23 protein-coding genes and 1 pseudogene are annotated in these 23,674 nt (G+C 64.0%); 7 read left to right on the top strand and 17 right to left on the bottom strand.

Features of this window, described 5'->3' with window-relative positions:
- Positions 1 to 124: 124 nt before the first annotated feature.
- The 7 genes from NJT13_RS19675 to NJT13_RS19645 all read right to left on the bottom strand — a co-directional run bounded on the left by NJT13_RS19675 (position 125) and on the right by NJT13_RS19645 (position 8,117).
- Positions 125 to 919 carry an alpha/beta fold hydrolase gene (locus NJT13_RS19675; RefSeq protein ID WP_254525850.1) on the bottom strand — a complete coding sequence of 265 codons (795 nt, stop codon included), beginning with the start codon at positions 917 to 919 and terminating at the stop codon, positions 125 to 127.
- On the bottom strand, positions 916 to 1,305 hold the full coding sequence (locus NJT13_RS19670; RefSeq protein ID WP_254525849.1) for a hypothetical protein: 390 nt from the start codon (positions 1,303 to 1,305) through the stop codon (positions 916 to 918). The genes NJT13_RS19675 and NJT13_RS19670 overlap by 4 nt, the downstream gene beginning before the upstream one ends.
- A 133-nt stretch (positions 1,306 to 1,438) precedes the next feature.
- Positions 1,439 to 3,070, bottom strand: a complete 1,632-nt coding sequence (locus NJT13_RS19665; RefSeq protein WP_254525848.1) for a class I adenylate-forming enzyme family protein — start codon at positions 3,068 to 3,070, stop codon at positions 1,439 to 1,441.
- 215 nt (positions 3,071 to 3,285) lie between these two features.
- Positions 3,286 to 4,839, bottom strand: coding sequence for a class I adenylate-forming enzyme family protein (locus tag NJT13_RS19660; RefSeq protein WP_254525847.1), 1,554 nt, complete (start codon positions 4,837 to 4,839; stop codon positions 3,286 to 3,288).
- A gap of 214 nt (positions 4,840 to 5,053) precedes the next feature.
- Positions 5,054 to 6,049 carry a TIGR03617 family F420-dependent LLM class oxidoreductase gene (locus NJT13_RS19655; RefSeq protein WP_254525845.1) on the bottom strand — a complete coding sequence of 332 codons (996 nt, stop codon included), beginning with the start codon at positions 6,047 to 6,049 and terminating at the stop codon, positions 5,054 to 5,056.
- A 263-nt stretch (positions 6,050 to 6,312) separates the two neighbouring features.
- The gene (locus tag NJT13_RS19650; protein ID WP_254525844.1) at positions 6,313 to 6,762 is read right to left on the bottom strand and encodes a MaoC family dehydratase; all 450 of its coding nucleotides are present in this window, start codon (positions 6,760 to 6,762) and stop codon (positions 6,313 to 6,315) included.
- 167 nt (positions 6,763 to 6,929) lie between these two features.
- Positions 6,930 to 8,117 carry a CaiB/BaiF CoA transferase family protein gene (locus NJT13_RS19645; RefSeq protein WP_254525843.1) on the bottom strand — a complete coding sequence of 396 codons (1,188 nt, stop codon included), beginning with the start codon at positions 8,115 to 8,117 and terminating at the stop codon, positions 6,930 to 6,932.
- 104 nt (positions 8,118 to 8,221) lie between these two features.
- On the opposite strand from NJT13_RS19645, the gene NJT13_RS19640 reads away from it, so the two are divergent.
- A complete protein-coding gene (locus NJT13_RS19640; protein ID WP_254525842.1) occupies positions 8,222 to 9,448 on the top strand; it encodes a CaiB/BaiF CoA transferase family protein in 1,227 nt (408 codons plus the stop codon).
- A gap of 130 nt (positions 9,449 to 9,578) precedes the next feature.
- Here NJT13_RS19640 and NJT13_RS19635 read toward each other — a convergent pair whose 3' ends face one another.
- Positions 9,579 to 10,556: an LLM class flavin-dependent oxidoreductase gene (locus NJT13_RS19635; protein ID WP_254525841.1), complete on the bottom strand. Its 978-nt coding sequence runs from the start codon at positions 10,554 to 10,556 to the stop codon at positions 9,579 to 9,581.
- A gap of 213 nt (positions 10,557 to 10,769) precedes the next feature.
- Between NJT13_RS19635 and NJT13_RS19630 the strand changes: the two genes are divergently transcribed.
- Positions 10,770 to 11,486 carry an enoyl-CoA hydratase/isomerase family protein gene (locus NJT13_RS19630; protein WP_254525839.1) on the top strand — a complete coding sequence of 239 codons (717 nt, stop codon included), beginning with the start codon at positions 10,770 to 10,772 and terminating at the stop codon, positions 11,484 to 11,486.
- Positions 11,487 to 11,813: 327 nt separating this feature from the next.
- Here NJT13_RS19630 and NJT13_RS19625 read toward each other — a convergent pair whose 3' ends face one another.
- From NJT13_RS19625 to NJT13_RS19600, 6 genes are all read right to left on the bottom strand, one after another.
- Positions 11,814 to 12,134: a hypothetical protein gene (locus NJT13_RS19625; protein ID WP_254525838.1), complete on the bottom strand. Its 321-nt coding sequence runs from the start codon at positions 12,132 to 12,134 to the stop codon at positions 11,814 to 11,816.
- A 150-nt stretch (positions 12,135 to 12,284) separates the two neighbouring features.
- The gene (locus NJT13_RS19620; protein WP_254525837.1) at positions 12,285 to 13,172 is read right to left on the bottom strand and encodes an HpcH/HpaI aldolase/citrate lyase family protein; all 888 of its coding nucleotides are present in this window, start codon (positions 13,170 to 13,172) and stop codon (positions 12,285 to 12,287) included.
- A 2-nt stretch (positions 13,173 to 13,174) separates the two neighbouring features.
- Entirely contained in the window at positions 13,175 to 13,645 is a 471-nt protein-coding gene (locus tag NJT13_RS19615) for a MaoC family dehydratase (protein ID WP_254525836.1), read from the bottom strand.
- Between the two features lie 197 nt (positions 13,646 to 13,842).
- On the bottom strand, positions 13,843 to 14,580 hold the full coding sequence (locus NJT13_RS19610; RefSeq protein WP_254525835.1) for a polysaccharide deacetylase family protein: 738 nt from the start codon (positions 14,578 to 14,580) through the stop codon (positions 13,843 to 13,845).
- Between the two features lie 163 nt (positions 14,581 to 14,743).
- Positions 14,744 to 15,154 (bottom strand): Zn-ribbon domain-containing OB-fold protein, encoded by a 411-nt coding sequence (locus tag NJT13_RS19605; protein WP_254525834.1) that lies wholly within the window; start codon positions 15,152 to 15,154, stop codon positions 14,744 to 14,746.
- Complete coding sequence (locus NJT13_RS19600; RefSeq protein ID WP_254525833.1) at positions 15,151 to 16,326, bottom strand: thiolase domain-containing protein; 1,176 nt, start codon at positions 16,324 to 16,326, stop codon at positions 15,151 to 15,153. The genes NJT13_RS19605 and NJT13_RS19600 overlap by 4 nt, the downstream gene beginning before the upstream one ends.
- Before the next feature lie 781 nt (positions 16,327 to 17,107).
- Here NJT13_RS19600 and NJT13_RS19595 point away from each other — a divergent pair.
- The 4 genes and pseudogenes from NJT13_RS19595 to NJT13_RS19580 all read left to right on the top strand — a co-directional run bounded on the left by NJT13_RS19595 (position 17,108) and on the right by NJT13_RS19580 (position 19,972).
- Complete coding sequence (locus NJT13_RS19595) at positions 17,108 to 18,019, top strand: ketopantoate reductase family protein (protein ID WP_254525832.1); 912 nt, start codon at positions 17,108 to 17,110, stop codon at positions 18,017 to 18,019.
- A gap of 37 nt (positions 18,020 to 18,056) precedes the next feature.
- Positions 18,057 to 18,239 (top strand): annotated as a pseudogene (locus NJT13_RS19590) (MFS transporter); the annotation flags it as partial.
- Between the two features lie 153 nt (positions 18,240 to 18,392).
- Entirely contained in the window at positions 18,393 to 19,559 is a 1,167-nt protein-coding gene (locus tag NJT13_RS19585) for a thiolase domain-containing protein (RefSeq protein WP_254525831.1), read from the top strand.
- The gene (locus NJT13_RS19580) at positions 19,556 to 19,972 is read left to right on the top strand and encodes a Zn-ribbon domain-containing OB-fold protein (protein WP_254525830.1); all 417 of its coding nucleotides are present in this window, start codon (positions 19,556 to 19,558) and stop codon (positions 19,970 to 19,972) included. Before NJT13_RS19585 ends, NJT13_RS19580 begins: the two co-directional genes overlap by 4 nt.
- A 111-nt stretch (positions 19,973 to 20,083) precedes the next feature.
- Here the strand turns inward: NJT13_RS19580 and NJT13_RS19575 are convergent, their stop codons facing one another.
- Both NJT13_RS19575 and NJT13_RS19570 read right to left on the bottom strand, forming a co-directional pair.
- Positions 20,084 to 21,280 (bottom strand): 3-hydroxyacyl-CoA dehydrogenase, encoded by a 1,197-nt coding sequence (locus NJT13_RS19575; RefSeq protein WP_254525829.1) that lies wholly within the window; start codon positions 21,278 to 21,280, stop codon positions 20,084 to 20,086.
- Positions 21,281 to 21,493: 213 nt separating this feature from the next.
- On the bottom strand, positions 21,494 to 22,210 hold the full coding sequence (locus NJT13_RS19570) for a haloacid dehalogenase type II (RefSeq protein WP_254525828.1): 717 nt from the start codon (positions 22,208 to 22,210) through the stop codon (positions 21,494 to 21,496).
- Between the two features lie 68 nt (positions 22,211 to 22,278).
- Between NJT13_RS19570 and NJT13_RS19565 the strand changes: the two genes are divergently transcribed.
- Positions 22,279 to 22,608 carry a 4-hydroxyphenylacetate 3-hydroxylase C-terminal domain-containing protein gene (locus NJT13_RS19565; RefSeq protein ID WP_254525827.1) on the top strand — a complete coding sequence of 110 codons (330 nt, stop codon included), beginning with the start codon at positions 22,279 to 22,281 and terminating at the stop codon, positions 22,606 to 22,608.
- Positions 22,609 to 22,859: 251 nt separating this feature from the next.
- Here NJT13_RS19565 and NJT13_RS19560 read toward each other — a convergent pair whose 3' ends face one another.
- Positions 22,860 to 23,615, bottom strand: coding sequence for an SDR family oxidoreductase (locus NJT13_RS19560; RefSeq protein ID WP_254525826.1), 756 nt, complete (start codon positions 23,613 to 23,615; stop codon positions 22,860 to 22,862).
- Positions 23,616 to 23,674 lie beyond the last annotated feature (59 nt).

Below are 23,674 nucleotides of genomic sequence, written 5' to 3'. Positions count from 1 at the left end.
CCGGTTCTGAGCGCTTCTCGGATCGACGTCTCTGGCGCCTCGAGGAACCGGGTTCCTCGACGTGGCGCTGGGACGCGGTCCCCGCACGATCTCTTTCGCGACCGCCGCAAGGAGGCGGGGGCGACTACCTGTCGCCGATGAATTCGTCCATCAGCTCCGTCACCTCGTCGGGTCGCTCCATCATCGGATAGTGGCCGACACCCTCGAGGACGACCGGTTCGCAGTCGGGGAGCGCCTCGACCGTCTCGGAAAAGACGTCGTCCTGGATGAAGTAGTCGGCCTCGCCGCGGACCAGCATGACGGGACAGTCCGCCCGATGAAGCTCGTCGAGAACGTCGAAATCCGCCCACCCCTGGAGGTCGTTCGTGGCGACTTCCTGTGCGCCGCGGTGTTGCCACGCGAGTTCTGTTCGAGACGCCGGCGGGCAGTCCGGGCCGGTGGAATCGACGACCGAGTACTCGAGGACGTCCTGCCACCCCGGAATCGCGTGCGGGTGAGAGAGGCGGCCCAACTGTGCGCCCCGCGTTTTCCCCGCACCTTCCATGGCGACGGCCCCCGTGAGATCGGCGGCGTGATCGACCGCGATGGCGAGCGTCACGTCACCGCCGATGGAACAGCCGCCGACGACCGGCTGATCGAGCCCCAGTTCCTCCGTGAGCGCCCAGACCGAATCGGCGTGTTGACCGATGCTCGTGTGGGGCTCCCACTCGCTCGGATACGACTTCCCGTGGCCCGGGAGGTCCGGGACGATCACGTGATACCCGCGGTCGGCCAGCGCGGGCGCGACGTATCGCCACTGCCGGCCGTCGGCGCCCGCCGTGTGGACCAGGACGACCGACCGTTCGTCCGAATCGCCCGCCGTCTCGTAATAGACGCGCGTTCCGTCCACGTCGGCGTACTGACCGGTCAGCTCGGTCATCGGTCCGCCTCCGTCCGACCGCGCTCGCCGGCCGTCGCCTGGAGGTGTCGGACGAACAGCTCGATCGCGTCGCGGAGTCGATTCGCCTCGAGTTTGTTCCCCTGCGTTCGGATCGCCGTCTCGTACAGCGCCTGCGAGAACGACAGGTCCCCCGTGGCCAGTCGGTGCCAGGCCCCCTCGCTCCCGACCAGTCGAAATGTCGCGCCGAACTGCGGAACGTACCGTTCCGTGTCGATTATCTCCCCGCGGTACACTTTCAGCCAGACCGTCTCGTCGCCGATCTCCATTGCGATGGACCCGTCGAAGTGTTCCGCCGCTCGTTCGAACGCGTCGTCGTCGTTCGCGGCGGAGACGGTCTCCGCGATCCAGGTTTCGTTCTCGAACATCAGCGAGAACTGGTGCGAGCAACCACGTAAAGCTGCTGACGGCCGACCGCCCCGAACGGTGTTTCGAGACGGCCATCGCGGGACCGTGACGGTCGGTCCTCGCTCGTTCGGGCGCGCGGGCCGGCCCCCGTCGCTACTCGGTTCGGTACCGATCCGCGACGCGGTCGCGGAGTTCGATCTTCTGAATCTTCTCCCCGTGTGGCCCCTCCGATCTCGGGAACTCGTCCACGAATTCGACGTCTTCCGGCACTTTGTAGTCCGCGACCCGATTCTCGAGGAACGTCCGGAGGTCATCCACCTCGAGATCGGGCTCGCTGCGCTTGACGAACGCGACCGGCACCTGCCCGTGTCTGGGGTGGGGCGCGCCGACGACCTGCGACAGTTCGACGGCGGGGTGGTCGTCGACGACCGTTTCGATGTCCCTGGGCGTGACGAGGAATCCGCGAACGCGGAGGGCGTCGTCGAGCCGAGATTGATACACGAAGTTTCCGTGGCCGTCCCGAACGCCCAGGTCGCCGGTGTGAAACCAGCCGCCCTCGTCTATGCACTCGGCCGTTTTTTCGGGTTTGTCGTGGTACTCGTTCATCAGGTTGTATCCCCGGAGACAGATTTCGCCGTCTTCCCCGGGTGGCAGCGTCTCGTTGGTTTCGGGGTCGGCGATACGGACCTCGATGTCCGGATGGATCGGCGGCCCGCCGACCCGTTTTCGCTGCGCCGCGGGGGCCGACGGGTCCCCGACGAAAATCTGACTGTTCCCTTCCGAGAGACCGTAGGGCTGGACCAGCGGGAAGCCGAACGCTTCCTCTAGCTCCTCGAAGACGGTTTCGTCGTATCCCATGGTCACGAACCCGGTCGCCCCGCACTCCATCGACGCGACCCGCTCCGGATCGAAGCTGTCGTGGCGCATCATCCGCAGGAGCATCGTCGCCAGCGTCGACATGTACGTCACCTCGTGGGTCTCGACGAGTTCGATGGTCCGCTCGGGGTCGAAGTGAGTCTGTGGAACCAGCGGGATGCCGTGAGCCAGCGCGCTCAGAAACATGTTGTACCCCCAGATGCCACAGAACGGGAGGACGCCGAGCGCGACGTCGTCCGCCGAGATGTCGAAGAACTCCCCCACGTTGTACGAGTGATTCAGGAGCGAGCGGTTGGACTGGAGACACCCCTTCGGATCGCTCGTCGTCCCGCTCGTGTAAAACACCGCTGCGGGCGCAGTCGGATCGTCGGCCGGCGGCCCCACCTCGCCCCTTCGACCGCCGTCCACGAACGCCTCGTAGCTCCGGACCGCCGGATAGTCCGGGTGGGACTCGAGGGCGACCACGTGGTTTAGCGCGCCGTCGCGCTCGGTCGAGAACGACTCCGGATCGCTCTCGCTGATTTCGGGAACGACCTCCGAAAGCATGTTCAGGTGATCGGCTCCGAGGAACGTCTCCTCGGTGAGCAACAGCTTGCAACCGGAGTCGTCCAACATGTACGCCAGTTCGTGCGTGCGATAGCGCGTGTTGACCGCGACGACCGCCGCCCCGAGAGACGACGCGGCCAGTTGCGTCGTTATCCACTCCGGGCGATTGCTCAACCAGACTGCGATCCGATCGCCGGCGCTCACACCGGCGTCCGCCAGCGCGTGTGCGAGCGCGTCGCTCTCCGCGATCAGCTCCGCGTAGCTCGTCCGATCCCCCTCGAAGACGAGCGCCGTTTGGTCCGGCCGTCGGTCTGCGATCGCTGCTATTCCCTGATAGACGGTGGCATCGTCCCACTCGAGCATAGCGTGTCTATTCGCACCGTCGAACAAAAGTTCTCTGTTGAGACCGTCAGCGTCGGTGACGGCCCGGCAGACGGGCGCCGGTGAGTACGCTGTCGCCCGGCGAGGGCTGGACGCACCGGTCTCGCCGGCGCGGATGGTGCGAACTCGGCTCGCGGCCGATTCGAACGCGCTCGCCCGGCCATTCGCCGGCGAGATTCGGGGGGCTCGTCCGGCTTTCAGGTCTCGTCCGCGTCGCGGGCCCAGTGGTCCGGTCGTTCCTCTGTCTCGCGAGTTCGGAGCTTTTCTTTCTGGATCTTGCCCGTCGGCGTGTAGGGGAACTCGTCGACGAACTCGATGTATCGCGGCAGTTTGAACGATGCGAGGTCGTCACGGCACCGATCGATTATTTCGGCTTCCGTGAGCTTCCGACCGTCTTTGACGCTGACGAGCGCCTTGACGACCTCGGTGTAAAACTCGTCGGGGCTCGGAATGACGGCGACTTCGTCGACCGCGTCGAGGGACTTGATCACGCCCTCGACCTCGTACGAGGAGATGTTCTCTCCCCCTCGTCGGACGATGTCTTTCTTCCGATCCAGGAAGTACACGAATCCGTCCTCGTCGATTTTCCCGTAGTCGCCCGTGTAGAACCAGCCGTCGTCGATCGCCTCGTCGGTTTTCTCCGGTTGGCGATGATAGCCGGCCATCAACGCCGGACACTGCTGGACGATTTCGCCGCGCTCGCCGCGTGCCACCTCGGCTCCATCGTCGTCGACCACCCGAACTCGCTTCTCGGCGGGCGGGAGCCCGATACTGCCGATACGGCGCTTGTCCTCGTCTACGGGATTCAGAATCAACAACGGATCTTCGGTGAGGGAATAGCCTTCGACGACCTGGAGGTCGAATCGCTCCTCGAACGGTTCGATGAGTTCCGGCGGCGTGCCCGCCGAAAAGACCCGTTCGACGGGATTGTCCGCGTCGTCGTCGGACTCGGGTCGGTTGTCCAGCATCTTCAGCATGCTCCCCATCGCGTTGAACTCGGTGACGTCGTGGGCCCGACACCACTCCCACCACCGCGAGGAGGAGAACCGCTCGTAGATTACGACCTCCGCACCGGCCGCCGCGCCACCGAGCAGCGAGTAGACCTGTGCGTTCGCGTGAAACAGCGGGAGCGCCGTCAACAGCGTGTCCGCGACGGTAAAGCCCATTCGTTTCTGGAAATCGACCGCGCTCACCGTCCAGTTTTCGTGCTGACACTCGACGGCCTTCGGCGGGCCCGTCGTTCCCGACGTGTACATGTGGAGGCCGATCGATTCGACGTCGCCGTCGTGCGTCGGACGCGTCGCCGGTTGCTCGTCCGCCACCGCGGGTAACGACTCGTACCCCTCGACGGGGTCCACGGTCACGACTCGCTCCACAGACGTCTCCGCCGTCGCTTCGACCGCGACCTCGAGTAAGTCGGCCGTCGTCACGAGAACGGACGGTCGCGAGAGTTCCACCGAGTGTCCGAGTTCGGAGGCCGTGTACTCCGGGTTCGCCGGGGCCGTCACGCTGTCGAGATAGGCGCTTGCGAACAGGAGGAACACGAATTCGGGGCGGTTCGGGAGGAACACCCCGACGCGGTCACCGGATTCGATACCGAGCGTCGAAAGCGCGTTCGCGTACTGCTTCGATCTCTCGGCCACCGTCTCGAACGTTCCGTCGGTCGCACCGTCCTCGTCCGGAAACGTCACGAACGGCTTCGCCGGCGTCTTTTCTACCCGCGACTCGAGGAGTTGCTCGATTCGCATCATCGTCGTACACGTACGCGAACGTATTGTAATATTGTTTCGTTGGCCCGATACCGCCGCCCGAGCGGGGCACTCGAGGACGGCGAACGGCCCGCTTCGAGCGCCGGATGCGGTCTCCCGTACACGTCGGTGCCTCGAACGTCGGATACGGCATTTTGCACGCGCCGGATTCGAGAACCAGAATTCGATTCGACCCGTCCGGCACCCGCGCCTGGCGCTACTGTGACAGGACGCGGTGCCAGTGGTCCTCGCCACGGTACGGTGCGTACAGCGAGATCCGATCGATGTGCGTGTACCGCTCTTCGATCTCGTCCCGGAGCTCGTCGTACGCCCCTTCGACGGAGAACGCCGCGACCATTTCGTCGGTGACGAGATCCGGCATCTCGTTCCAGCGGTCCTCGACCGACAGTTCGTGGAGGTCGTCACAGACGTCCTCCCAGCCGTGGACCGCGAAGATTCGTTTGTAGGTTCGCGTCGATCCGTAAAACGCGATCTGCCGCCGGATCTCCTCGCGCGCCTCCTCGCGTTCCGCGTCGGTCTCGCCGGTGATCGCGAACACGTTCGTCACGAGCGTTACGTCGTCCGGATCGCGATCGCCCCGCGCCGCGCCGACTTCGATATCGGGGACGACCTCCTGTTCGATGTACGCCGGTGAATTGAGCGGATGGACGTGTAATCCATCGCAGAGCTCCCCGGCGAGCCTGACGTTGTACGAATTGACGCCGGCGATGTAGACCGGAACGCGGGGCTGGTCGATCGGCTCCGGGCGCCAGTCCGCCGGGCAGAGCGAGATCGAGTAGAAATCGCCGTCGTACTGGGGGTGACGGTCCGCTTCCCACGACGCCCAGATTTCGCGAAGCACCTCGACGTACTCCCGGAGTCGCGGACCCGGCGAATCCCAGTCGACGCTGAACCGACGTTCGATGTGGCCCTTGACCTGCGTTCCGAGCCCCAGCAGGAATCGGCCGTCGGAAAGCGTTTGCAGGTCCCACGCCGTGTAGGCGGTCACCATCGGGCTGCGGGGGAACGCGACCGTGATGGCCGTTCCGAGATCCATTCGATCGCTTCCGTTCGCCAGTTGCGTCGTCAACGTAACCGGCGAGTGCGTCGTTTCGGTGACCCACGCACCGTCGAATCCGACTTCCTCTGCCGCCGTCGCGAGTTCGTCTGCCTCCGTGACGGACGGGGAGGCAACGTTTGCGTCAAATTTCACGTCAATACGATCATCGAAGATGCGAATAAACCTTCCGAGAGACGTGTCCGAGTGCCGAAACGAACGCGTGTGGTCGGATGCAACGGCGTTCGTAAAACGAGCGTATCGCGTCCGGTCGCTCGTCTCCGTGCCGACTCCCCCGTCGGCGGAACCGGGTTCGGTCCACGGCCCGTCGCTGTCCCAGCGGACTCGAGCCAGCGCCGATACCGAGGCGCTCGAACGGTCATCGGACCGGATTCGAGGTATCAGTCAGTCTCGACGGATCACTCGCGTTTCTTGATAAAGTGTGACGAGGTCATCTCGATGACGACGTCGTCGTCGTGGGTGAGAACGATCCAATCGAGAACGACGACGCCGCCGCGGTCGCTACTCGTGGGGGAGGTGTCCGCGACCTCGACGTGCGTTCGAATTTCGTCGCCGACCGAAACCGGGTTCGTGAACTCGAGCGAGTCCGCGCCGAGCATCGCGAGACCCGTTCCTTCGATCCATCCCGACCGGGAGAACAGCCCGAGCGAGTACGAGAGCGTCAGATAGCCGGGGACGATCCACGTTTCGTGATCCGTTTCGGACTCGAGAAACTGGCGACTCTCGAAGAGCGGTTCCTGCAGCCCGGTGAGTGCCAGAAATTGCCTGAGATCCGACTCGGAGATGTATCGCCACGACGACGTGTACGTCTCTCCGACTGTGAAGTCCTCGTAGTACTTTCCGTCCATACGACGTCTTGGACCAGTTACTATAAAAATTTGAGCAGCATCGCGAACCACCGCGACCGGATCGATGGAACCGGCCCCGTCCACGAATCCGATGACCGACCACGGGACGTTCGTCGACTCGTGCTGCAGCGGGACGGTTTCCCCTGTTTCGACGTCCGGGTCTCCGATTATCCGACGACTCCCAGCTCGCGTAACGACTCGATTTCGGCATCGTCGTAGCCGAGTTCGCGCAGCGAGCGATACGTGTCGGCACCGAGCGGACGCGGATCGGTGACCGGCGCCTCGAACGTTCCGAAGTCGACCGGATAGCGGATCACCGGAACCGTGTCGTCGCAGTCGTCGGTCGAGAGCTCCTGAACGAGGCCCTGCTGTCCGGTGTACTCGTCCTCGAGTGCCTCGATGGTGTTCCGGACGGGGCCCGACGGCACGCCGTGTTCCTGTAAGATGTCGAACCACTCCGCCGTCGTTTTCTGGCGCATGATGTCGTCCGTGATGTCGTACAGTGCGTCCATGTTCGCCGACCGATCGGCGCTCGTCTCGAATCGCGGGTCGGCGATCAGGTCCTCTCGATCGATCGCGCGACAGAACTTGGGCCAGAGCCCCTGGCTCGCGACGGCGACGACGACGTACGAGTCGGCCGTCTCGTACACTTTGTACGGCGCCACGGCCGAGTGTCTGTTCCCGACGCGAGGGTACGGTTCGTCTTTCACCCCGCTGGCCGTCGCACGGATCCCGAGCCAGGACATGATGCAGTTGAGCATCGACACTTCGATGTACTCCCCCGAAGCGTCGTTCACGTCTCGATCGTACAGCGCGCCGGTGATCGCCTGGACGGCGTACATGGAGGCCGCGATATCCGATATCGGAGTGGACGTGTACGTCGGCGGGCCGTCCGGTTGACCGTTGATACTCATCGTGCCGCTCATCGCCTGGGCGACCATATCGTACGCGGGATTGTCCTCGTATATCGAGTCGGACGCGAACCCCTTGATCGAACAGTACACGAGATCCGGATTCCTCGCCGCCACGGTGTCGTAGTCGAGGCCGAATTCGTCGACGGTTCCCGCCTTGTAGTTCTCGACGAACACGTCCGCCTCCTCGAGGAGTTCGAGCACGAGGTCCTGTCCCCGATCCGATCGGAGGTCGACTTCGACGGAGCGCTTGTTTCGATTGAGCGCCACGAACTGGGAACTCGTTCCGTCGACGAACGGCGGGAGGCCTCGCGAAATGTCCCCGGTCTCCGGTCGTTCGATCTTTACCACGTCTGCACCCATGTCACCGAGATGCATCGTCGCGACCGGCCCCGACACCATCTGGGTCAGGTCGACCACGTCGATTCCGTTCAGAAAGCCCATACACCGACGATAACCCGGGCCCCAATGACGTTTTCGGGCTTCGATCTTCGTCCGCCGCCCGCGCGAACCGAATAGATTTCACGGTGGGTGCGCATCGTGGTAGCATGCAACCGTTTCTCGACGGCGTGCGCATCCTCGATCTCACGCAACTGCTTCCGGGACCCTACGCGACCACGATGCTCGCCGACCTCGGCGCCGAGGTTATCAAAGTCGAACGGCCGGGTACCGGCGATCCGGTACGACCCCGCGAACCGTCGATCGACGGCCGCAGTTTCACGCTGTTGACCCGCCATCGAAACAAAAAGAGCATCGCGATAAATCTCAAGCACGAGGGCGGACGGGACGCCTTTCTCGATCTCGCACGGACCGCCGACGTCGTCGTCGAGTCCTTTCGTCCGGGCGTCGTCGATAGACTCGGCGTCGGATACGACGACGTTCGCGACGTGAACGAAGACGTGATCTACTGTTCGATATCCGGCTACGGCCAGGACGGACCGTACGTCGCTCGATCCGGCCACGACCTCAACTACATCGGAGTCGCCGGATTGCTGGGGCTTACGGGCGACCGAGACGGACCGCCGACCATTCCGGGATACCCGATCGCGGACTTTGCCGGGGGCATGTACGCCGCCTTCGCCATTGCGACCGCCCTCGCCGGCGTTCGCGGCGGCTCCGGTGGCGACCACATCGACGTCAGCATGACCGACGCCGTCGCGTCGTTCTCGATGGTCTATCTGGACCGGTACGAGGGACGCGGCGAAATCCCGCGTCGCGGCCGGACGACCCTGACCGGATCCCACCCCGGCTACCGGGTTTACGAGACCGGCGACGGGAAGGCGATCACGCTCGGCGCGCTCGAGGAGCACTTCTGGGAAAACCTCTGCGAGGCGCTGGAACTCCCCGAATACGCGGACGACCACATCGGCCCGAACGGTGAGCTTCCCGACTCCCTCCGGACGGAGATCGTCGACGCGTTCGCCGACCGATTGGCCGAGCGGCCGCGGGCGGCGTGGCTCGAGCGGTTCGAGGAGTACGACGTCCCGGCGGGGCCCGTCAACGACTACGAGGACCTCTTCGCTGATCCACACCTCGAAGCGCGAGGCCTGTTCGACGAGATCGACGTCGGCGGGGACGGCGATCGACGTTCGGGTGAGTCCGTTCGGCAGATCAACCTCCCGCTCGACTTCGAGCGGTTCAGCCCCGACGAGAAGACGCCCGCGCCGTACCTCGGCGCGAACACGGCGGAACTGCTCGACGAACTCGGCTATTCCGACGCCGAGATCGAGACGCTCCTCGAGGCGGGTGCGGTCGCCGAAACGGGCGATCACTGAACGCACCGTCGAATCGGACCGGAGCTCGTTCCGGTTCGGTCGTACCTGGGTGCGTTCGGTATTCGTCGGCCGAGCACACGGCGTGTTCGTCGGACCTCGGCCGACTGACTCGAGCCCGGAGACGCGCCGTCTACGAGACGGCGGCCAGTGCGGTGCGGATATCGTCGACGCTCGTCCCCGGCGCGAAGTTCATCACGACCATGTCCGCGCCGGCGTCCCGCCAGCGCGAGAGTGCAGCCGGCGCATCGCTGGGCGTCCCAACGAGGCCGATGTCTTCGACCAGTTCGTCGGTGACCAACTCCGCCGCGCCATCCCGATCGCCGTCTTGCCACGCCCGATGGACGTCCATGATGCTCCCGTAGCCAGCGTCGGCGATCGCGTCGCGGTACGGTTCCGCCGACCCAGCGTAGGTAGCGACGTGTCTCCGCACGCGATCGTAGGCCGCGTCCGCGTCCTCGTCGATGGCCGTCGGAACGTACGCGTCCACGTCGATCCCGTCTGCCGCCCGCCCGCGATCTCGAGCGGCGTCGTAGACGTCTGCAGCCAGCTCACCGAGGACGCTCTTCGGAACCAGGTGTGGCAGCCAGACGTCGCCTTTCGCGCCGGTCAATCGACGGTTCGCCGGCCCGAGCGCGGCGACCGCGATCGGAATGTCGTCCTGGATCGGCGTCTCGAGCAATTTACCGCCGGACGGCGAATAGAAGTCGCCATCGTACTCGAGGCGATCGCCCGTCCATCCCGCTCGGATGATGTCGATGTACTCGGCCGTCCGGGACACCGGTCGTTCGAACGGCACGCCGTGGAGGCCTTCGATCAGCGGCGGCGTACTCGAGCCGAGCCCGAGGATCACGCGGCCGTCGGAAATCCCGTCGAGTTCCGCTGCACTGAGTGCGATGAGGCTCGGCGAGCGCGAGAACACGTTGGCTATTCCCGCCCCGATCGTGACGGTCGACGTCCGGGACGCGATCCAGGTCAGGTCGATGAACAGGTTCGAACTCGCTGACTCGCCCGTGAAAACCGCGTCGACACCGAGGTCGTCCGCCGACTCGGCGAGTGTCAGTCGCTCCTCACGGTCGAGGTACGTCGGTAGCATCAAGCCCACTGCCATGACGGGGGCTATCCTACGTACCTATATCACGCTTGTGTTACCTGCCAACTGCTCCCACGGGACCACGACCGGTGATCCGATTAGCGGTCGGTAACTTCGACGATGCCACTTGCTACCGCACAACAAAACACTTACGGACCGATTCGCTGTACCTCGAGTGATGTCCTTCGACCTCATCGACTACGACGTGACGGACCGGACGGCCGACTAACGATGCATCGCGAACCGGTCAACGCGATCAACTACGACCTCATCGAGGAGATCAACGACGCGTATCGGCTGGCGGCCGACGACGATTCCGTCCGGTCGATTATCTTGACGAGCGCGTTCGATCGGGCGTTCAGCGGTGGGATGGACCTCGACATGATGGAAGGCGGCTCCGGCCTCGAACTGCGACGATTCCTCGAGACGCTGTACTTCGATATGCACGATCTGCAATACCGGATGGGGAAGCCGACGATCGCCGCACTCACCGGACCGGCGCGGGCAGCGGGGGTGACGTTGGCGGTCTCGTGCGACGTGATCGTCGGCAGCGCCTCGGCGTCGATCGGGTACCCCGAGATCGACGTCGGACTCATTCCGGCGATGCATTTCGTCCACCTGCCGCGACAGATCGGCCGACACAAAGCGTTCGAATTACTGTTCACGGGTGATCCCATGGACGCTCAGGAGGCGGCCGACAGGGGTATCATCAATCACGTCGTCCCGCAGGACGAGGTCGTCGAGACCGCACGCGAACTGGCGGCGTCGTTCAACGAGAAATCTCCGCTCGTCATGGAACTCGCTCGAGACTCCTATATGCGCTCGCAGGACCTCGATTATCGACGCAACATCGAAAACGTCGTCGAGACGATTTGCAACATCGTCGAGACGGACGACGCACAGGAAGGCCTCCGCGCGTACATCGAGGGCCGAAAACCGGACTGGTGAGCGACCGACTGCGCGGCCGGTTCCCTCCTCGTCTTCCTCGGTCGCCGTCGCGGTCCGAAACCGACGCGTGTGGCCGGTGACCGAGTTGAGGTGCGTGTGGCCGGTGACCGTCTGAAACTGACTGCCAGCCTGAAACCATCGGTCGGCTGGTACGGGTATCGAGTCGGCGCTCGAAAATCGACGACAGGCAGCGTCTCGAACCGTCGACCTCCCCCGGCACCGCCCGGGTCGACTCGACCGGGCGGCAGTGTGATCGTCGTCTGTCGGTTCTCGTGGTCGGTTCGCACGTCGGAATTCGCGAGGCCGCCGTGCGGGTCTAGGCGGCCATCAGAATCCACCACTGAAGAGGCCGGACCCGGCCTCGTCCGATCCGTTCTCGCTCTCGTCGGGCGTCGAATCCGTCTCGTCGGCCTCGGTCGTCTCGGTCTCTTCGGAGTCGTCCATTTCCGCGAGTCGCTGCGCATATGCGCCCGTTCGTTCGACGACGTCGTCGTCCTGAACCGCGAACGCCCACCTGATCGTGTCGGGGACCTGTTCCGGGGCCGCGCCGCCGCGGTCCGCAAACGCGGCCACGGCCAGTCGGATCTCGTCGTCCATCTGTTCGATTTCTTCACACAGGAACTCGGGCACGTTTTCGGGGGGGTGCATGGTTGGCACGACACACGGTACCGTGTAATATATTTGTACTGGCCAGTTTTTGGTTCCATCAAGAGGGACTCGCGGCGAATCATCGATTCGCGAGATCGAATCAGTTGCGAGGACTGAAACCGGCTGCTGCCCGCCACCGGTGACGCGGCGTCAGTCGACCATATCGAACGCGCGGGCCCGCTCCAGAATATCCTCACCGCGTTTTATGTGGGCGATATCGATCATTTCTCCCTCGAACCGGACTGCACCCCGGGACTCCTCGACTTCAGCCGTTTCCATCTCTTCCATCACCCGCTGCCAGAACTCCACGTCGTCCTCGTCGGGCGTGAAAATGTCGTTGACGGGCTCGACGTGGCTCGGATGGATTACCTGGTATCCGGTGTATCCGAGCGATCGGAGCCGCGTGGCTTCCTCTCTGAGCCCCTCGACGTCCTCGACGTTCGTCCACGCGCCGCCGAAAAATTGCTCGACGCCCGCCGCCTTGCCGTCGAGAAGGACCTTCGACAGCATGTGTAGCTTCTCGGTTCCTTCTCGGGTCCACTCCCAGCCGAGCGCCCGTTCGACGTCGGCACCGCGGCTGGTCCCGCCCACGATCGCAGCGACGCGATCGCTCGCTTTACACAGTTCGTGGGCGTTGTAGAATCCCTGGGGCGTTTCGGGGAGCGCGATAATCTCGGTCCGGTTCTCGATTCCACGCCGCGACTCGAGATACGAGAGGACGTGATCCGTGCGCGTTACGTCCTCCGTTCGCGGGAGTTTCGGGACGACCACGGCGTCCAGTCGGTCGTGGACGACCGCGTCGAGGTCCGCTTCGAACAGCCCCGTTTCCGGGCCGTTGATACGAACGGTGATCGCTTTGTCCGTGTCCCACCGATCGTACGCATTGGCGACGATTTCGCGTGCCTCCTCTTTTTCGCTCGGCGGAACGGAATCCTCGAGATCGAAGATGAACGCGTCCGCGTCGTACTTCTCGGGCGCTTCGTGTACCCAGTCTTCGTTGTTCGCCGGAATGTAAAGAATCGAACGGATCGGACGCATCGTTACTCGTCCTCCGGTTCGGTGTGCATGAGGCCGATCCGCGTACACTCACAGACGAGTTCACCGTCCTGATTGTAGCCTCGGTGCTCGAAGGTCACGATACCGTCGTCCTCTCGCGACTCGCTCAGTCGCTTGTCGACGATCTCCGTCTCCGCGTAGAGCGTATCCCCGATGAATACGGGGTGCGGGAACGATATCTCCTCGAATCCGAGATTCCCGACCGTCGTTCCGAGCGTGAGGTCGTGTACCTGCAACCCGACGACCGTCGAGAGCGTGAACATGCTGTTGACCAGTCGTTGCCCGAATTCGCTTCCCTCCGAGAAGTGGGCGTCGAGGTGGAGGGGCTGCAGGTTTACTGACAGCAACGACCACAGGGTGTTGTCGAATTCGGTAACGGTCCGACCGGGCCGGTGTTCGTAGACGTCTCCGACGTCTAACTCCTCGTAGTACTTCCCGCGTGTTTGTGTCGGCATCTCACGGAGAGGACTGCTTCTACGTAGAAAAACGTTAGGAATCGAGTCAATGCTCCGCCCAAAACCGGGTATAGCCGGTCGATGCAGTCGCACTCGAGGTTCGGTCACGGATCGCGAGTCCTCGACCGCTGTCGGCGGACGAAACATATTATCAGCGTCACGTATATATCGGATCCGTGACTGGAGGTCGGCGGCGGTTACTCGACGCGCACGGGTCGGACGCAATCGAGAACGATTCCCGTGCCGCCACGGTCGAGTTGGTCGCCGACGGAGACCGGTTCGACCGCGGCTATCCACTCTTCGAACGCCGACCACCCGTCGTGATACTCGAGGACCGGCGGATGGAAGAGAAATGGGGCCTCGCCAGCGTCGGCTTTTTCCCGCAGTCGGTTCGTCGCCTCTTCGGGCGAGTGGTCCTCCAGGAGCCTCGTGTCGAACGGACCGACCGGTTCCACGAGTTCGACGGATTCCACGTCGTGCTCCGTCCGTCCGAGTACCCACTCGAATCCCGCGTCCTCGACGGCCCGAACGGCGCCCTCGCTGAGTCGGCGGAACGGGACGAAAAACCCGTTCGGCGTGATTCCCGTCGCGTCCTCGATGGCCCCTACTCCGGTGGTAATCGCATCGTGTGCGGACTCGTACGACAGGTCCCCGTACGCGTGGTGTCGGTGGGAGTGGAACGTAATCTCGTGGCCGTCGTCGTCGAGCGTCTCGATGATATCAGCTTGCTCCTCGGCGTCGCGGCCGAGAAACGCGAAGCTTCCCGTCGCGTCGTTCTCCCGGAGCAACGCCGAGACGCGCTCGAAGTCCTCGAGTTCGTACTCCGCGACGCAGAACCACGCTTTCCATCTGTGCCGGTCCGGGAATTCACCGTCGGTAAACAGACTCAACCACGTTTCGAACTCTCGTAGCACCGGGGGAGTGGCATCTCGCATCTTTCGTCCCTCGTCTATCGCTCTCTCGCGGGTCGATTAAACGTTCCGGCGATCGAGGCGGCCGGTCGGGCGGTTGTCGGCCGTGGCTCCCGGTGGTATACCCGTTCGACGCGGTCCGCTCGAGAATCGCCCCGATGCGATACTCGCCTCGAACGCGAGCGGCTCAGTCCTCCACTGGGGCGAAGACGGGTATCGAGACGTCCTCGTCTTCGGTGTCGACGAACTGGACTTCGACGCGCGTTCCGACGGCGACGTCCTCGGGATCGGCATCGACGTTCGTCATGAGTCGCGGCCCCTCGTCGAGTTCCACGTAGGCGACGACGAGCGGGAGGTCGTCCTCCGGCCAGCCGCTCATCGTTCGCGCGGTCGAGTACGAGTACACCTCTCCGCGACCCGTCGTCTCGCGCCACTCGACGTTCTCGCTGAAACAGTCGGGACAGAGCGATCGCGGGTAGTGATACACCAGCCCGCAATCGGGACACTCCCGGACGAGAAGGTCGCCACTCGCGGCGGCCTGCCAGTAGCGCTCGGTTTCCGGGTTGACTTCGGGAACGGGACGCGGTTCCCAGGTCATCGGCCTTCCCTCCCGAGAACGACGGTCGCAGCACCGTGACGGGTCGCGATACTTCCGCCGGTTCCGTGGGCGAGTGCGACGTCGGCGTCGACTTGCACTTCGGGATTCGCCTCGCCGCGGAGCTGCCGGACCGCCTCGATCACTTTGGTCATCCCGCCCCTGTTTGCGGGATGATTCGAGCAGAGGCCACCGCCGTCGGTGTTGAACGGGAGGTCCCCGTCGGGCGCCTGTAGCGTGCCGCCCTCGACGAACTCGCCGCCCTCGCCCTTCTCGCAGAACCCGAGATCCTCGATCGCCTCGAGGACGGTGATCGTAAAGGAGTCGTAGATCGACGCGTAGTCGATGTCCTCGGGACCGAGACCGGCTTCCGCGAAGGCGCGTTCACCGGACGACTCGGCACCGGTACGCGTGACGTCGATCCGTCCGGCGTCGTGGTGTGAGGGTGCTTCGCCGTGACCGAGTACTTCGACGGCTTCCCGGTCTATGTCTTCGCGAACGTCCTCGGAGACGAGCACCAACGCCCCGCCGCCGTCCGAGATCACGCAGCAGTCGAGCAGGTGGAGCGGATCCGCCACGACCCGCGATTCGACGACGTCCGCGACGGTGACCGGGTCCTGGAACATCGCGTGCTCGTTGTGCTGGGCGTGTTGCGAGGCCGCGACGCGAATCTCGGCGAGCTGTTCGCTCGTCGTGCCGTACTCGTGCATGTGCCGTCGTGCGGCCATGCCGTACATCGTGATATTCGTCGCACCGTAAATGCGTTCGAAGCTGTCCTGGACGGTTCGGACCTCTCGTGCCCCGGACCCCGTCGCCTGGCCGCGAGAGCGCGGCCGGCCGGCGAGCGTGACGAGTGCGACGTCGCACTTCCCGTTCCGGATTGCGCTGACCGCGTGACCGACGTGGGCGACGTACGACGAACCGCCGTAGTCGGTCGTATCCACGTACGACGCGTCCATCCCGAGATAGTCGGCGATAACGAGCGGAGACAGACCGGATCGATATTCGGGAACGCCGGCCGTAAAGAGACCGTTGACGTCGTCTTTCGTCAGTCCCGCGTCGGCGAGTGCGCCTTTTGCGACTTCCGCATGTAACTGCATCGTCGATTTGTTCGGTGCTTCACGTGTCGGATGTTCGAAGGCCCCAGCTATGTATGCTGGTTCGCGTCCTGCCATCACACGCTCAGAGTGTTTCGGTTATCGTAAACCTTTGCTTCCACGTCTCTTTCGACGAAGCGGACCCTCGCGACATATCAGTCGTCTCGAGCGCCCCGTCGCTCTGCGAAGCCAACGTCGTCCGGCATTACCGTACATTCGTTTCGCGATCTCCCGTTCGGGCCGGCGGGTTCACGTCACGCGGTAACTCGAAGACCCGCCCGTTAGGCCGTCTCGAGCGTCGTTGATTGGTGGATGCGGTATTTTCGCCCGTGGATCTGGGTTCCGTATGGCGGAACGATCTCCCCCATCTCCCCAAGACCGTATTCTTCTCTGAGACGGACGTAATCATCGTTTTCAGCCGAAACCCGCGTAACGTCTCCCGTTCCTTCATAGGGAATCTACGTGCCCGGGTATCACAAATCCTCACCCGAGTCTCGTTCCCAATTTACCATACATACGGTTGGTAAGTTCGGTCGGGGGGTGGTTCGACTCCGAGACACCACGTCACTGTGGTTCGTACTATCACGCCTCATCGACTCGTCTCGTGCAGACACGCCTGAAAATATGTAGTACGGTGTAATTCCTCGATACGGAACGGTTGTTGATGACCGTTCATCAGAATCGAACGGTCGACTCCCGATCCTCGGGCCTGTGCGGCCATCTCACGGTACCGTCGAACCGGGAACGGGCCGTGACGCACCCGCGTTCCACGTCCGCTCGCGTTGACCAACGTATTTACCGTTCCGCGACGAGTGCGAAACGTGATGCGTCCAATTCGGGGTCTCGCGGGGGAACGGCCGTGAAGATCGCAGTCATCGGTGCCGGAGCGCTCGGGTGTCTCTACGGTGGGTTCCTGGCGACTGCCGGTCACGACGTCTGGTTGATCCACCACCGCCAGTCGACCGTCGACTCGTTGAATCGGACCGGAATTCGAATCGAGAGCGACGACGGCGTCACGTCCGTGTCCGTTCCTGCAACCACCGACGCGGCCGAAGTGGGGGACGCCGATCTCGTCCTCGTCTTCGTCAAAGCCCATCAGACGATCGACGCGCTCGAGCAACACGACGGGTGTATCGGACCCGAGACGACCCTTCTGTCGTTGCAGAACGGCCTTCGCCACTACGACCAGCTCGCGGACGTCGTCGGGGCCGATCGCGCGCTCGCCGGGGTCAGCTACCAGGGAGCGCGCATCGACCGTCCCGGACAGATCACGCAGACGGCTGCCGGACGGTCGGTACTCGGCGGTGGCGATCCCCAGACCGCTCGGGATGTCGTTCGGATACTGGCGGCTGCGGGACTCCCTGCGGACCGCGTCGACGATCCGACGCGGGCGATCTGGGCGAAACAACTCGTCAGTCTTCCCGTCAAACCCGTCGCAGCCCTCACTCGGCTGCCAAACGGTCAGCTCGTCACGACGGACGGTCCGCGATCGGTGATGGAGCGCATCGTCCGCGAAGCGGAACTGGTCGCGGCGACTGTCGGTATCGACCTCCCGGACGCGGACCCGATGGAACGGGTCGTCGATATCTGCCGATCCGGGCCGACCCATCGATCCAGCATGCTTCAGGACGTCCTCGACGAGCGCAAAACGGAAATCGACGAGATAAACGGCGCCCTCGTCGACATCGCACGCGCAGAAAACGTCGACGTCCCCGCCAACGCCCTCGTTACGGAACTCGTCCGCGGTCTCGAGCGCAGCTATCTCGAGTGAGACGCGCCTTTCGCTCGTCCGATACTGCCGGACCGACGGCCGAGCCGTCGTCCTGTTCGGCATCGGTTCGAGTCACTTCGCCTCGCTGGAACCTCGCTTTATCGACGCGCTCTCCCATGCCGAGCGCGGTGCCGGGTTCGGACTCGTTCGAACGCTGTACGTGGTCCTCGGTTCTACGGGGTCGATCGGTGTCGGGCTTCTCACGGACCTGTACGGATGGCCCATCCGTTCGGCGTCCTGTCCGTTCTCTGTGCGCTCGGTTCGGAGCCGTCGTCGCCAACCAGGCTCTCGACTTCGGTTACTAAGCGCCTGCTCGAGGGGATAGATTCAGATGGTGGCACCACGAACGAGTCAGCGGAGATGATTACCCCTCATGTCTACACAGGCTAGTGCTCGAGTTGCCGGGATATACGAACACCCCGTCCGCGAGGCACCCGATACGTCGACTCCACAGCTTCACGCCGACGTCGCCGCAGGGGCGCTTCGTGACGCCGGACTCACGTTCGACGACGTGGACGGATACGTGACGGCCGAATCACCCGGCGTGCTTTCGTTGGCCGACTATCTCGGTCTCGAGGGACTCTCGTACGTCGACAGCACCGACATCGGCGGTGCGTCGTACGTCGCTCACGTCGGACACGCCGCGGCGGCGATCGCCGCTGGCCGGTGTGACGTCGTCCTCATCACCCACGCTGGGCGGCCGCGATCGATCGACTACGATCCCGGCCACCCTCGCCGCAACCACCCCGCAGACGCGCCGGAGGCGGGATTCGAGGATCCGTACGGCCTCTCGTTCGTCGGACTGTACGCCCTCGCCGCACGGCGGCACATGCACGAGTACGGTACGACGAGCGAACAGCTCGCCGAGATCCGCGTCGCGGCCTCGCAACACGCCCAGCACAACGAGCACGCCATGTTCCAGGACCCGGTCACCGTCGCGGACGTCGTCGACTCGCCGCTCGTCAGCGACCCGCTCCACCTGCTCGATTGCTGCGTCGTCAGCGACGGCGGCGGCGCGATCGTCGTCGCGAGTTCCGACGTCGCGTCCGATCTGTCGCGTCCGTGTCCCGCCGTCCTCGGATCGGGTGACGCGATCAAACATCACGGCGGTGGCGCCCTCGACCTCACGGACACGGGCGCGGTGGAATCCGGGCCGAAGGCGTTCGACGACGCCGGCGTAACCACGGACGACATCGACTACGCGTCGATCTACGACTCCTTTACGATCACCGTCCTCGAGGCGATCGAGGATCTCGGGTTCTGCGAGAAGGGCGAGGGCGGCGAGTTCGTCGAGGGCGGCACGCTACAGGCGCCCGACGGGGACCTCCCGTTCAACACCGACGGCGGCGGCCTCTGTTCGAATCACCCGGGGAATCGCGGTGGGGTAACCAAGGTGATCGAGGCCGTCCGACAGCTCCGCGGCGAGGCGAACGCCGAGGTACAGGTTCCCGATTGCGAGATTGCACTCGCCCACGGAACGGGAAACAGTATCGGGACCCGAACGGGTGCCGCGACGCTGATCCTGGGGGCCGACCGATGACTGGCGAGCGCCCGGTACCCGTTCCGCCGACGAACCCCGAAACGGAACCGTTCTGGGATGCGACCGCGGACGGCCGGCTCCTCCTCCGATCGTGTGCCGACTGCAAGCGCGTCTATCACTACCCACGCCGACAGTGCCCCGAGTGCGCGAGTACGAACACCGACTGGACGGAAGCGTCCGGGAGAGGAACGGTCTACAGTTACACGGTGACGCGTCGAGCGAGCGAGGAGTACGCCGATGCGACTCCCTACGTGCTCGCCTACGTCGAACTCAAAGAAGGACCGCGAATGCTCACGAACATCGTCGATTGCGACATCGAACGGGTGGAGGTCGATAGCAGGGTCGAGGTCGTCTTCGACGACACCGGCAGCGGCCGTGCACTGCCACGGTTCACGCTTCGCGTGGGGGACTAACGGTGCGCGTCGCCGAACCGTCGGACTGATGCCCGGATCGAGACGGACCTGCAAAGACGCCGGCCCCGATCGAGTAGCATCGCCCCGCAGAACCGATTCGTCGACAGACGGTCAATAGAACGTTGCTCCCTGCTTCGCCTTCCGAACCAGTAGCTCACACGGGAGCGTCTCGGCGAGCATGTCCGTGTCCTCGTGACGGCTGGCGACGGCCGTGAGCTTCCGGAGAACGACGTCGGCGCCGACCTCGTCTGCTTTCTCGAGCGGCCCCATCGGCCAGTTGCCGCCGAGTCGAGCGCCGGTGTCGACGTCCTCGACGCTCGCGACGTCGTTCTGGACGAGCTTCGCCGCTTCGTTGACCATCGGTGCCCAGACGAGCAGTGTGTCGAACCCCTGTCCCGCGTCGACGGGGATCGTCGGTTCGTCCTGGTCCGAATAGTCGTAATACCCCGCACCGGACTTCCGACCGAACCGCCCTTTCTCGTAGAGCTGGTGGACGATCGGGCTGATCTCCGACTCGAAGGCCAGCGGTCGGTCGTCCGTCAGGAGATCCTCCTCGGCCTCGATCCGGATCTGGATGGAGCCCGTGTAGTCCGCCAGTTCGAACGGACCCATCGGGAACCCCTCTTTGAACTTCATCGCCGAGTCGATCTCTTCGACCGTGTGTTCGCCGCGAGAGACCATCCAGGCGGGCCCCTCGCTGAACGCCCGCATCAGTCGGTTGACGATGAACTTCGCGATGTCGGTTCGAACCCGGATCGACGTTTTCCCGAACGACTCGACGAGCTCCTCCGCGGTATCGGCGACCGATGCTGGCGTGTGGTCGGTCATGATTACCTCCACGAGCTCCATCAGCATCGGCGGGTTGAACCAGTGCGTTCCGATGACCTGTTCGGGACGGTCGGTCGACTCGGCGAGTTCGGTGACGCTCAGCCCGGACGTGTTCGTCGCGAGGATCGCATCGTCGGGCGTTGCCGCGTCGAGATCCGCGAAGATTTCTTTTTTGACCGGCTGCTGCTCGACCGCCGCCTCGGTGACGAAGTCCGCATCACCGACCGCCGCTTCGAAGTCCGACGTGAGGGTGAGGCGCTCGAGTGCGGCGGCCGTTTCCGCCTCGGTCGCGTTACCGCTCTCGACCCGTTTCCGGTAGGACCACTCGATCCGCTCGGTCGCGTCCGCCAACTGCGATTCGTCGACGTCGGTGATGGTCGTCTCGTACCCCGCTAACGCGGCGACGGCTCCGATTCCACGTCCCATCTGTCCCGCACCGACCACTGCGACGCGTTCGATATCGTCGATCTCGACAACCATGGGTCCCCATTCTCGGACGCCCACAAAGGAGTTCGTCTGCAGGCAAAGTGTCGACGTCACGTCCCACACCGACCCGTCGATGCGAACGGGAAGGCGCTGGCCAGCGACACGCGAACCCCGTCGAGTCGATCCACAGACGGATCGAGCGGATGCTTTTCGGACGAATGCGGAAAAACCGGGTCGAGTCCGCCGTCGTTCCGTTCGTTCGTGTGCTCAGCAGAGAACGGATGCGAGTTCCTCGGTGTCGTCGACGACGATATCGGGTTGGTATTGCCACCCGCCGTAGGGATTGTCGTGACGGTTCAGGAACGCACCGCGCATGCCCACCGCTTTCGCACCGACCAGGTCGAACGTGTGGGCCGTGACGAACAGCACCTCGTGGGGCGCGACGTCGAACCGGTCGCAACAGCGGTCGTACGACGCGCGATGGGGTTTGTACGCACCGGCGTCCGCCACGGAGACGATTCCGTCTAGATCCGTATCGAAGTTCGGCCGGACGGCCGCCAGCATATCCGGATCGCCGTTCGACAGGCCGACCAGTTCGTAGTCGTCGCCGAGGGTCGATAGTGCGGCGTCCACGTCCGGATACGGTTCCAGTTCTTTCCACTGCCGGATAACGGCCCGGACCTCCGCGTCGGGGACGTCGAGGCCGAGTTGCTCGAGCCGGTACGCGAGCGCTCTGCGGCTGATTTCTTTGAACGGCGTGTGCGGGCCGGGGATCAACGAGTCGATCATCGAATCGCGGAAGTGCATCGCGAGGTATCGCCGGAGGAGCACGTCCGGATCGTACTCGCTGTCGTGGGCCCGGAGGAGGTCCTCGAGGGCCGGCACGAGTTTCGCTTCCCGATCGAGGAGCGTGTCCCAGAGGTCGAACGCGAGTACCTTCGTTTCCTCGCAGACAGTCTCCGCTGCTACAGTACCTGGTTTCATGAACCGGATTGGTGTTGCCGCGTAGAAATGATATACGTTTCCCCGAGTCGCCGCCCGACACCCGCTGCATGTGGATTCGATGCGCTTTCCCTCTCGCCGCCAATAGGTCCGCCGTTCGTTCCGGGCCGTCTCTCTGCCCTCGTGTCGAGAATCCGACCACGGCCGAGGACGTTCGAAAATTCTGTCAGGCCGCGAGTGGCGGGGAGGATCGACTCAAACTCGTCAACTACATCCGGGACGTGACGGCGAGTGACTTCGCCGGTTGGCAGGAGCTCTCATCGCTACACGGTGGCGGATCGCCGGAGGCGTTGCTGACGACCCTCTTTCACGAGTGGGACGTGGACCGGAGCGAAGAACTGGTGGCTTCGGAACTCGGTATCTCGAGGGTGTCTCGCTGAGTGAGGTCGAATCGCGCCACCGTCACGAATCCTGGCGGCGATCACGCGCCGGGTGTCGCGAATCGTCTCGAGACGGAGCGCAGTATCGACGGCTCGAGCGGGGTACCGATCTGACGGTCCGGGTCGCACGTCGGCCGTCGGTCGATCCCTCGAACCGGACATCGACGCTGCGTCGGTCACCGAAGTCGCGTCTCGGTCGTCGGTCGCGAAACCGGATCGGACGCCCAATAAATCCGCCCCGAATAAACTATTTACAAGTTGGAAAGCTTGTCTCGTCGATAGAGATCCAGCTCGGCGACGACGTTCGGGGGTTCCTGCTGGGCCGCGAACGCGATCGCGTCCGCGATTGCTTCGGGTTCGGACACGTCGTCCGGGTCGTGACGGTCCTGTGACATCGAATCGCGATACTCCTTCCCAAACTCCGTTCTAACTTCGGCCGGGTTTATTACCGTGACACCGACGTCGTCCGGACCGACCGCTCCCGCCAGGCTGTGAGCGAAGCCCCGCGTCCACCACTTCGTCGCCGCGTAAATCGGCGCGCCCGGACGCGGGTACTGTCCGGCGAAGCTACCGACGAAAATAGCGATGCCGGACGTCTCCCGAAGGTAGGGGAGGGCCGCCCGCGTGACGAAGAACATTCCGTCGACGTTCACGCCCATGACGGTTCGATACTGCTCGGTCGGCATCGTTTCGACGGTGACGTCGCTTCCGGTTGCCATCCCGGCGTTGTTCACCAGCACGTCTAACCCGCCGAACTCGTCGACGGTCCGCTCGACGGCAGCGTCGACGGCGTCTTCGTCGCTGACGTCCGTGGGCAGGACGAGGACGGTTCCGTCGGTTACGGATTCGATCCGGTCCGCGACGGTCCGGAGCTTCGATTCGCGGCGGGCGACGATCGCGACGTCGGCTCCCTGTGCTGCGAGGCTTTCCGCCGCTGCTTCCCCGATTCCGGCGCTGGCGCCGGTTACGAGCGCCGCCTTTCCCGACAGTGACAATTCTCTGGTCATAGTCATCGATGTTCAGTCCGTTATATAAACGTTGTCCGTGATCGGTAGACAGGTCTGTG

It is taken from the genome of Natrinema caseinilyticum (genome assembly GCF_024227435.1).
Classification (GTDB): Archaea; Halobacteriota; Halobacteria; order Halobacteriales; family Natrialbaceae; genus Natrinema; species Natrinema caseinilyticum.
This window is presented reverse-complemented; position numbering and strand designations above follow the sequence as displayed.

Coding starts and splice junctions, on each gene's coding strand:
- NJT13_RS19575 (WP_254525829.1), bottom strand. CDS start 21,280: ATGGTTGTCGAGATCGACGATATCGAACGCGTCGCAGTGGTCGGTGCG.
- NJT13_RS19570 (WP_254525828.1), bottom strand. CDS start 22,210: ATGAAACCAGGTACTGTAGCAGCGGAGACTGTCTGCGAGGAAACGAAG.
- NJT13_RS19670 (WP_254525849.1), bottom strand. CDS start 1,305: ATGTTCGAGAACGAAACCTGGATCGCGGAGACCGTCTCCGCCGCGAAC.
- NJT13_RS19585 (WP_254525831.1), top strand. CDS start 18,393: ATGTCTACACAGGCTAGTGCTCGAGTTGCCGGGATATACGAACACCCC.
- NJT13_RS19630 (WP_254525839.1), top strand. CDS start 10,770: ATGCATCGCGAACCGGTCAACGCGATCAACTACGACCTCATCGAGGAG.
- NJT13_RS19615 (WP_254525836.1), bottom strand. CDS start 13,645: ATGCCGACACAAACACGCGGGAAGTACTACGAGGAGTTAGACGTCGGA.
- NJT13_RS19620 (WP_254525837.1), bottom strand. CDS start 13,172: ATGCGTCCGATCCGTTCGATTCTTTACATTCCGGCGAACAACGAAGAC.
- NJT13_RS19560 (WP_254525826.1), bottom strand. CDS start 23,615: ATGACCAGAGAATTGTCACTGTCGGGAAAGGCGGCGCTCGTAACCGGC.
- NJT13_RS19650 (WP_254525844.1), bottom strand. CDS start 6,762: ATGGACGGAAAGTACTACGAGGACTTCACAGTCGGAGAGACGTACACG.
- NJT13_RS19610 (WP_254525835.1), bottom strand. CDS start 14,580: ATGCGAGATGCCACTCCCCCGGTGCTACGAGAGTTCGAAACGTGGTTG.
- NJT13_RS19660 (WP_254525847.1), bottom strand. CDS start 4,839: ATGATGCGAATCGAGCAACTCCTCGAGTCGCGGGTAGAAAAGACGCCG.
- NJT13_RS19565 (WP_254525827.1), top strand. CDS start 22,279: ATGTGGATTCGATGCGCTTTCCCTCTCGCCGCCAATAGGTCCGCCGTT.
- NJT13_RS19665 (WP_254525848.1), bottom strand. CDS start 3,070: ATGCTCGAGTGGGACGATGCCACCGTCTATCAGGGAATAGCAGCGATC.
- NJT13_RS19580 (WP_254525830.1), top strand. CDS start 19,556: ATGACTGGCGAGCGCCCGGTACCCGTTCCGCCGACGAACCCCGAAACG.
- NJT13_RS19675 (WP_254525850.1), bottom strand. CDS start 919: ATGACCGAGCTGACCGGTCAGTACGCCGACGTGGACGGAACGCGCGTC.
- NJT13_RS19625 (WP_254525838.1), bottom strand. CDS start 12,134: ATGCACCCCCCCGAAAACGTGCCCGAGTTCCTGTGTGAAGAAATCGAA.
- NJT13_RS19600 (WP_254525833.1), bottom strand. CDS start 16,326: ATGGCAGGACGCGAACCAGCATACATAGCTGGGGCCTTCGAACATCCG.
- NJT13_RS19605 (WP_254525834.1), bottom strand. CDS start 15,154: ATGACCTGGGAACCGCGTCCCGTTCCCGAAGTCAACCCGGAAACCGAG.
- NJT13_RS19640 (WP_254525842.1), top strand. CDS start 8,222: ATGCAACCGTTTCTCGACGGCGTGCGCATCCTCGATCTCACGCAACTG.
- NJT13_RS19635 (WP_254525841.1), bottom strand. CDS start 10,556: ATGGCAGTGGGCTTGATGCTACCGACGTACCTCGACCGTGAGGAGCGA.
- NJT13_RS19645 (WP_254525843.1), bottom strand. CDS start 8,117: ATGGGCTTTCTGAACGGAATCGACGTGGTCGACCTGACCCAGATGGTG.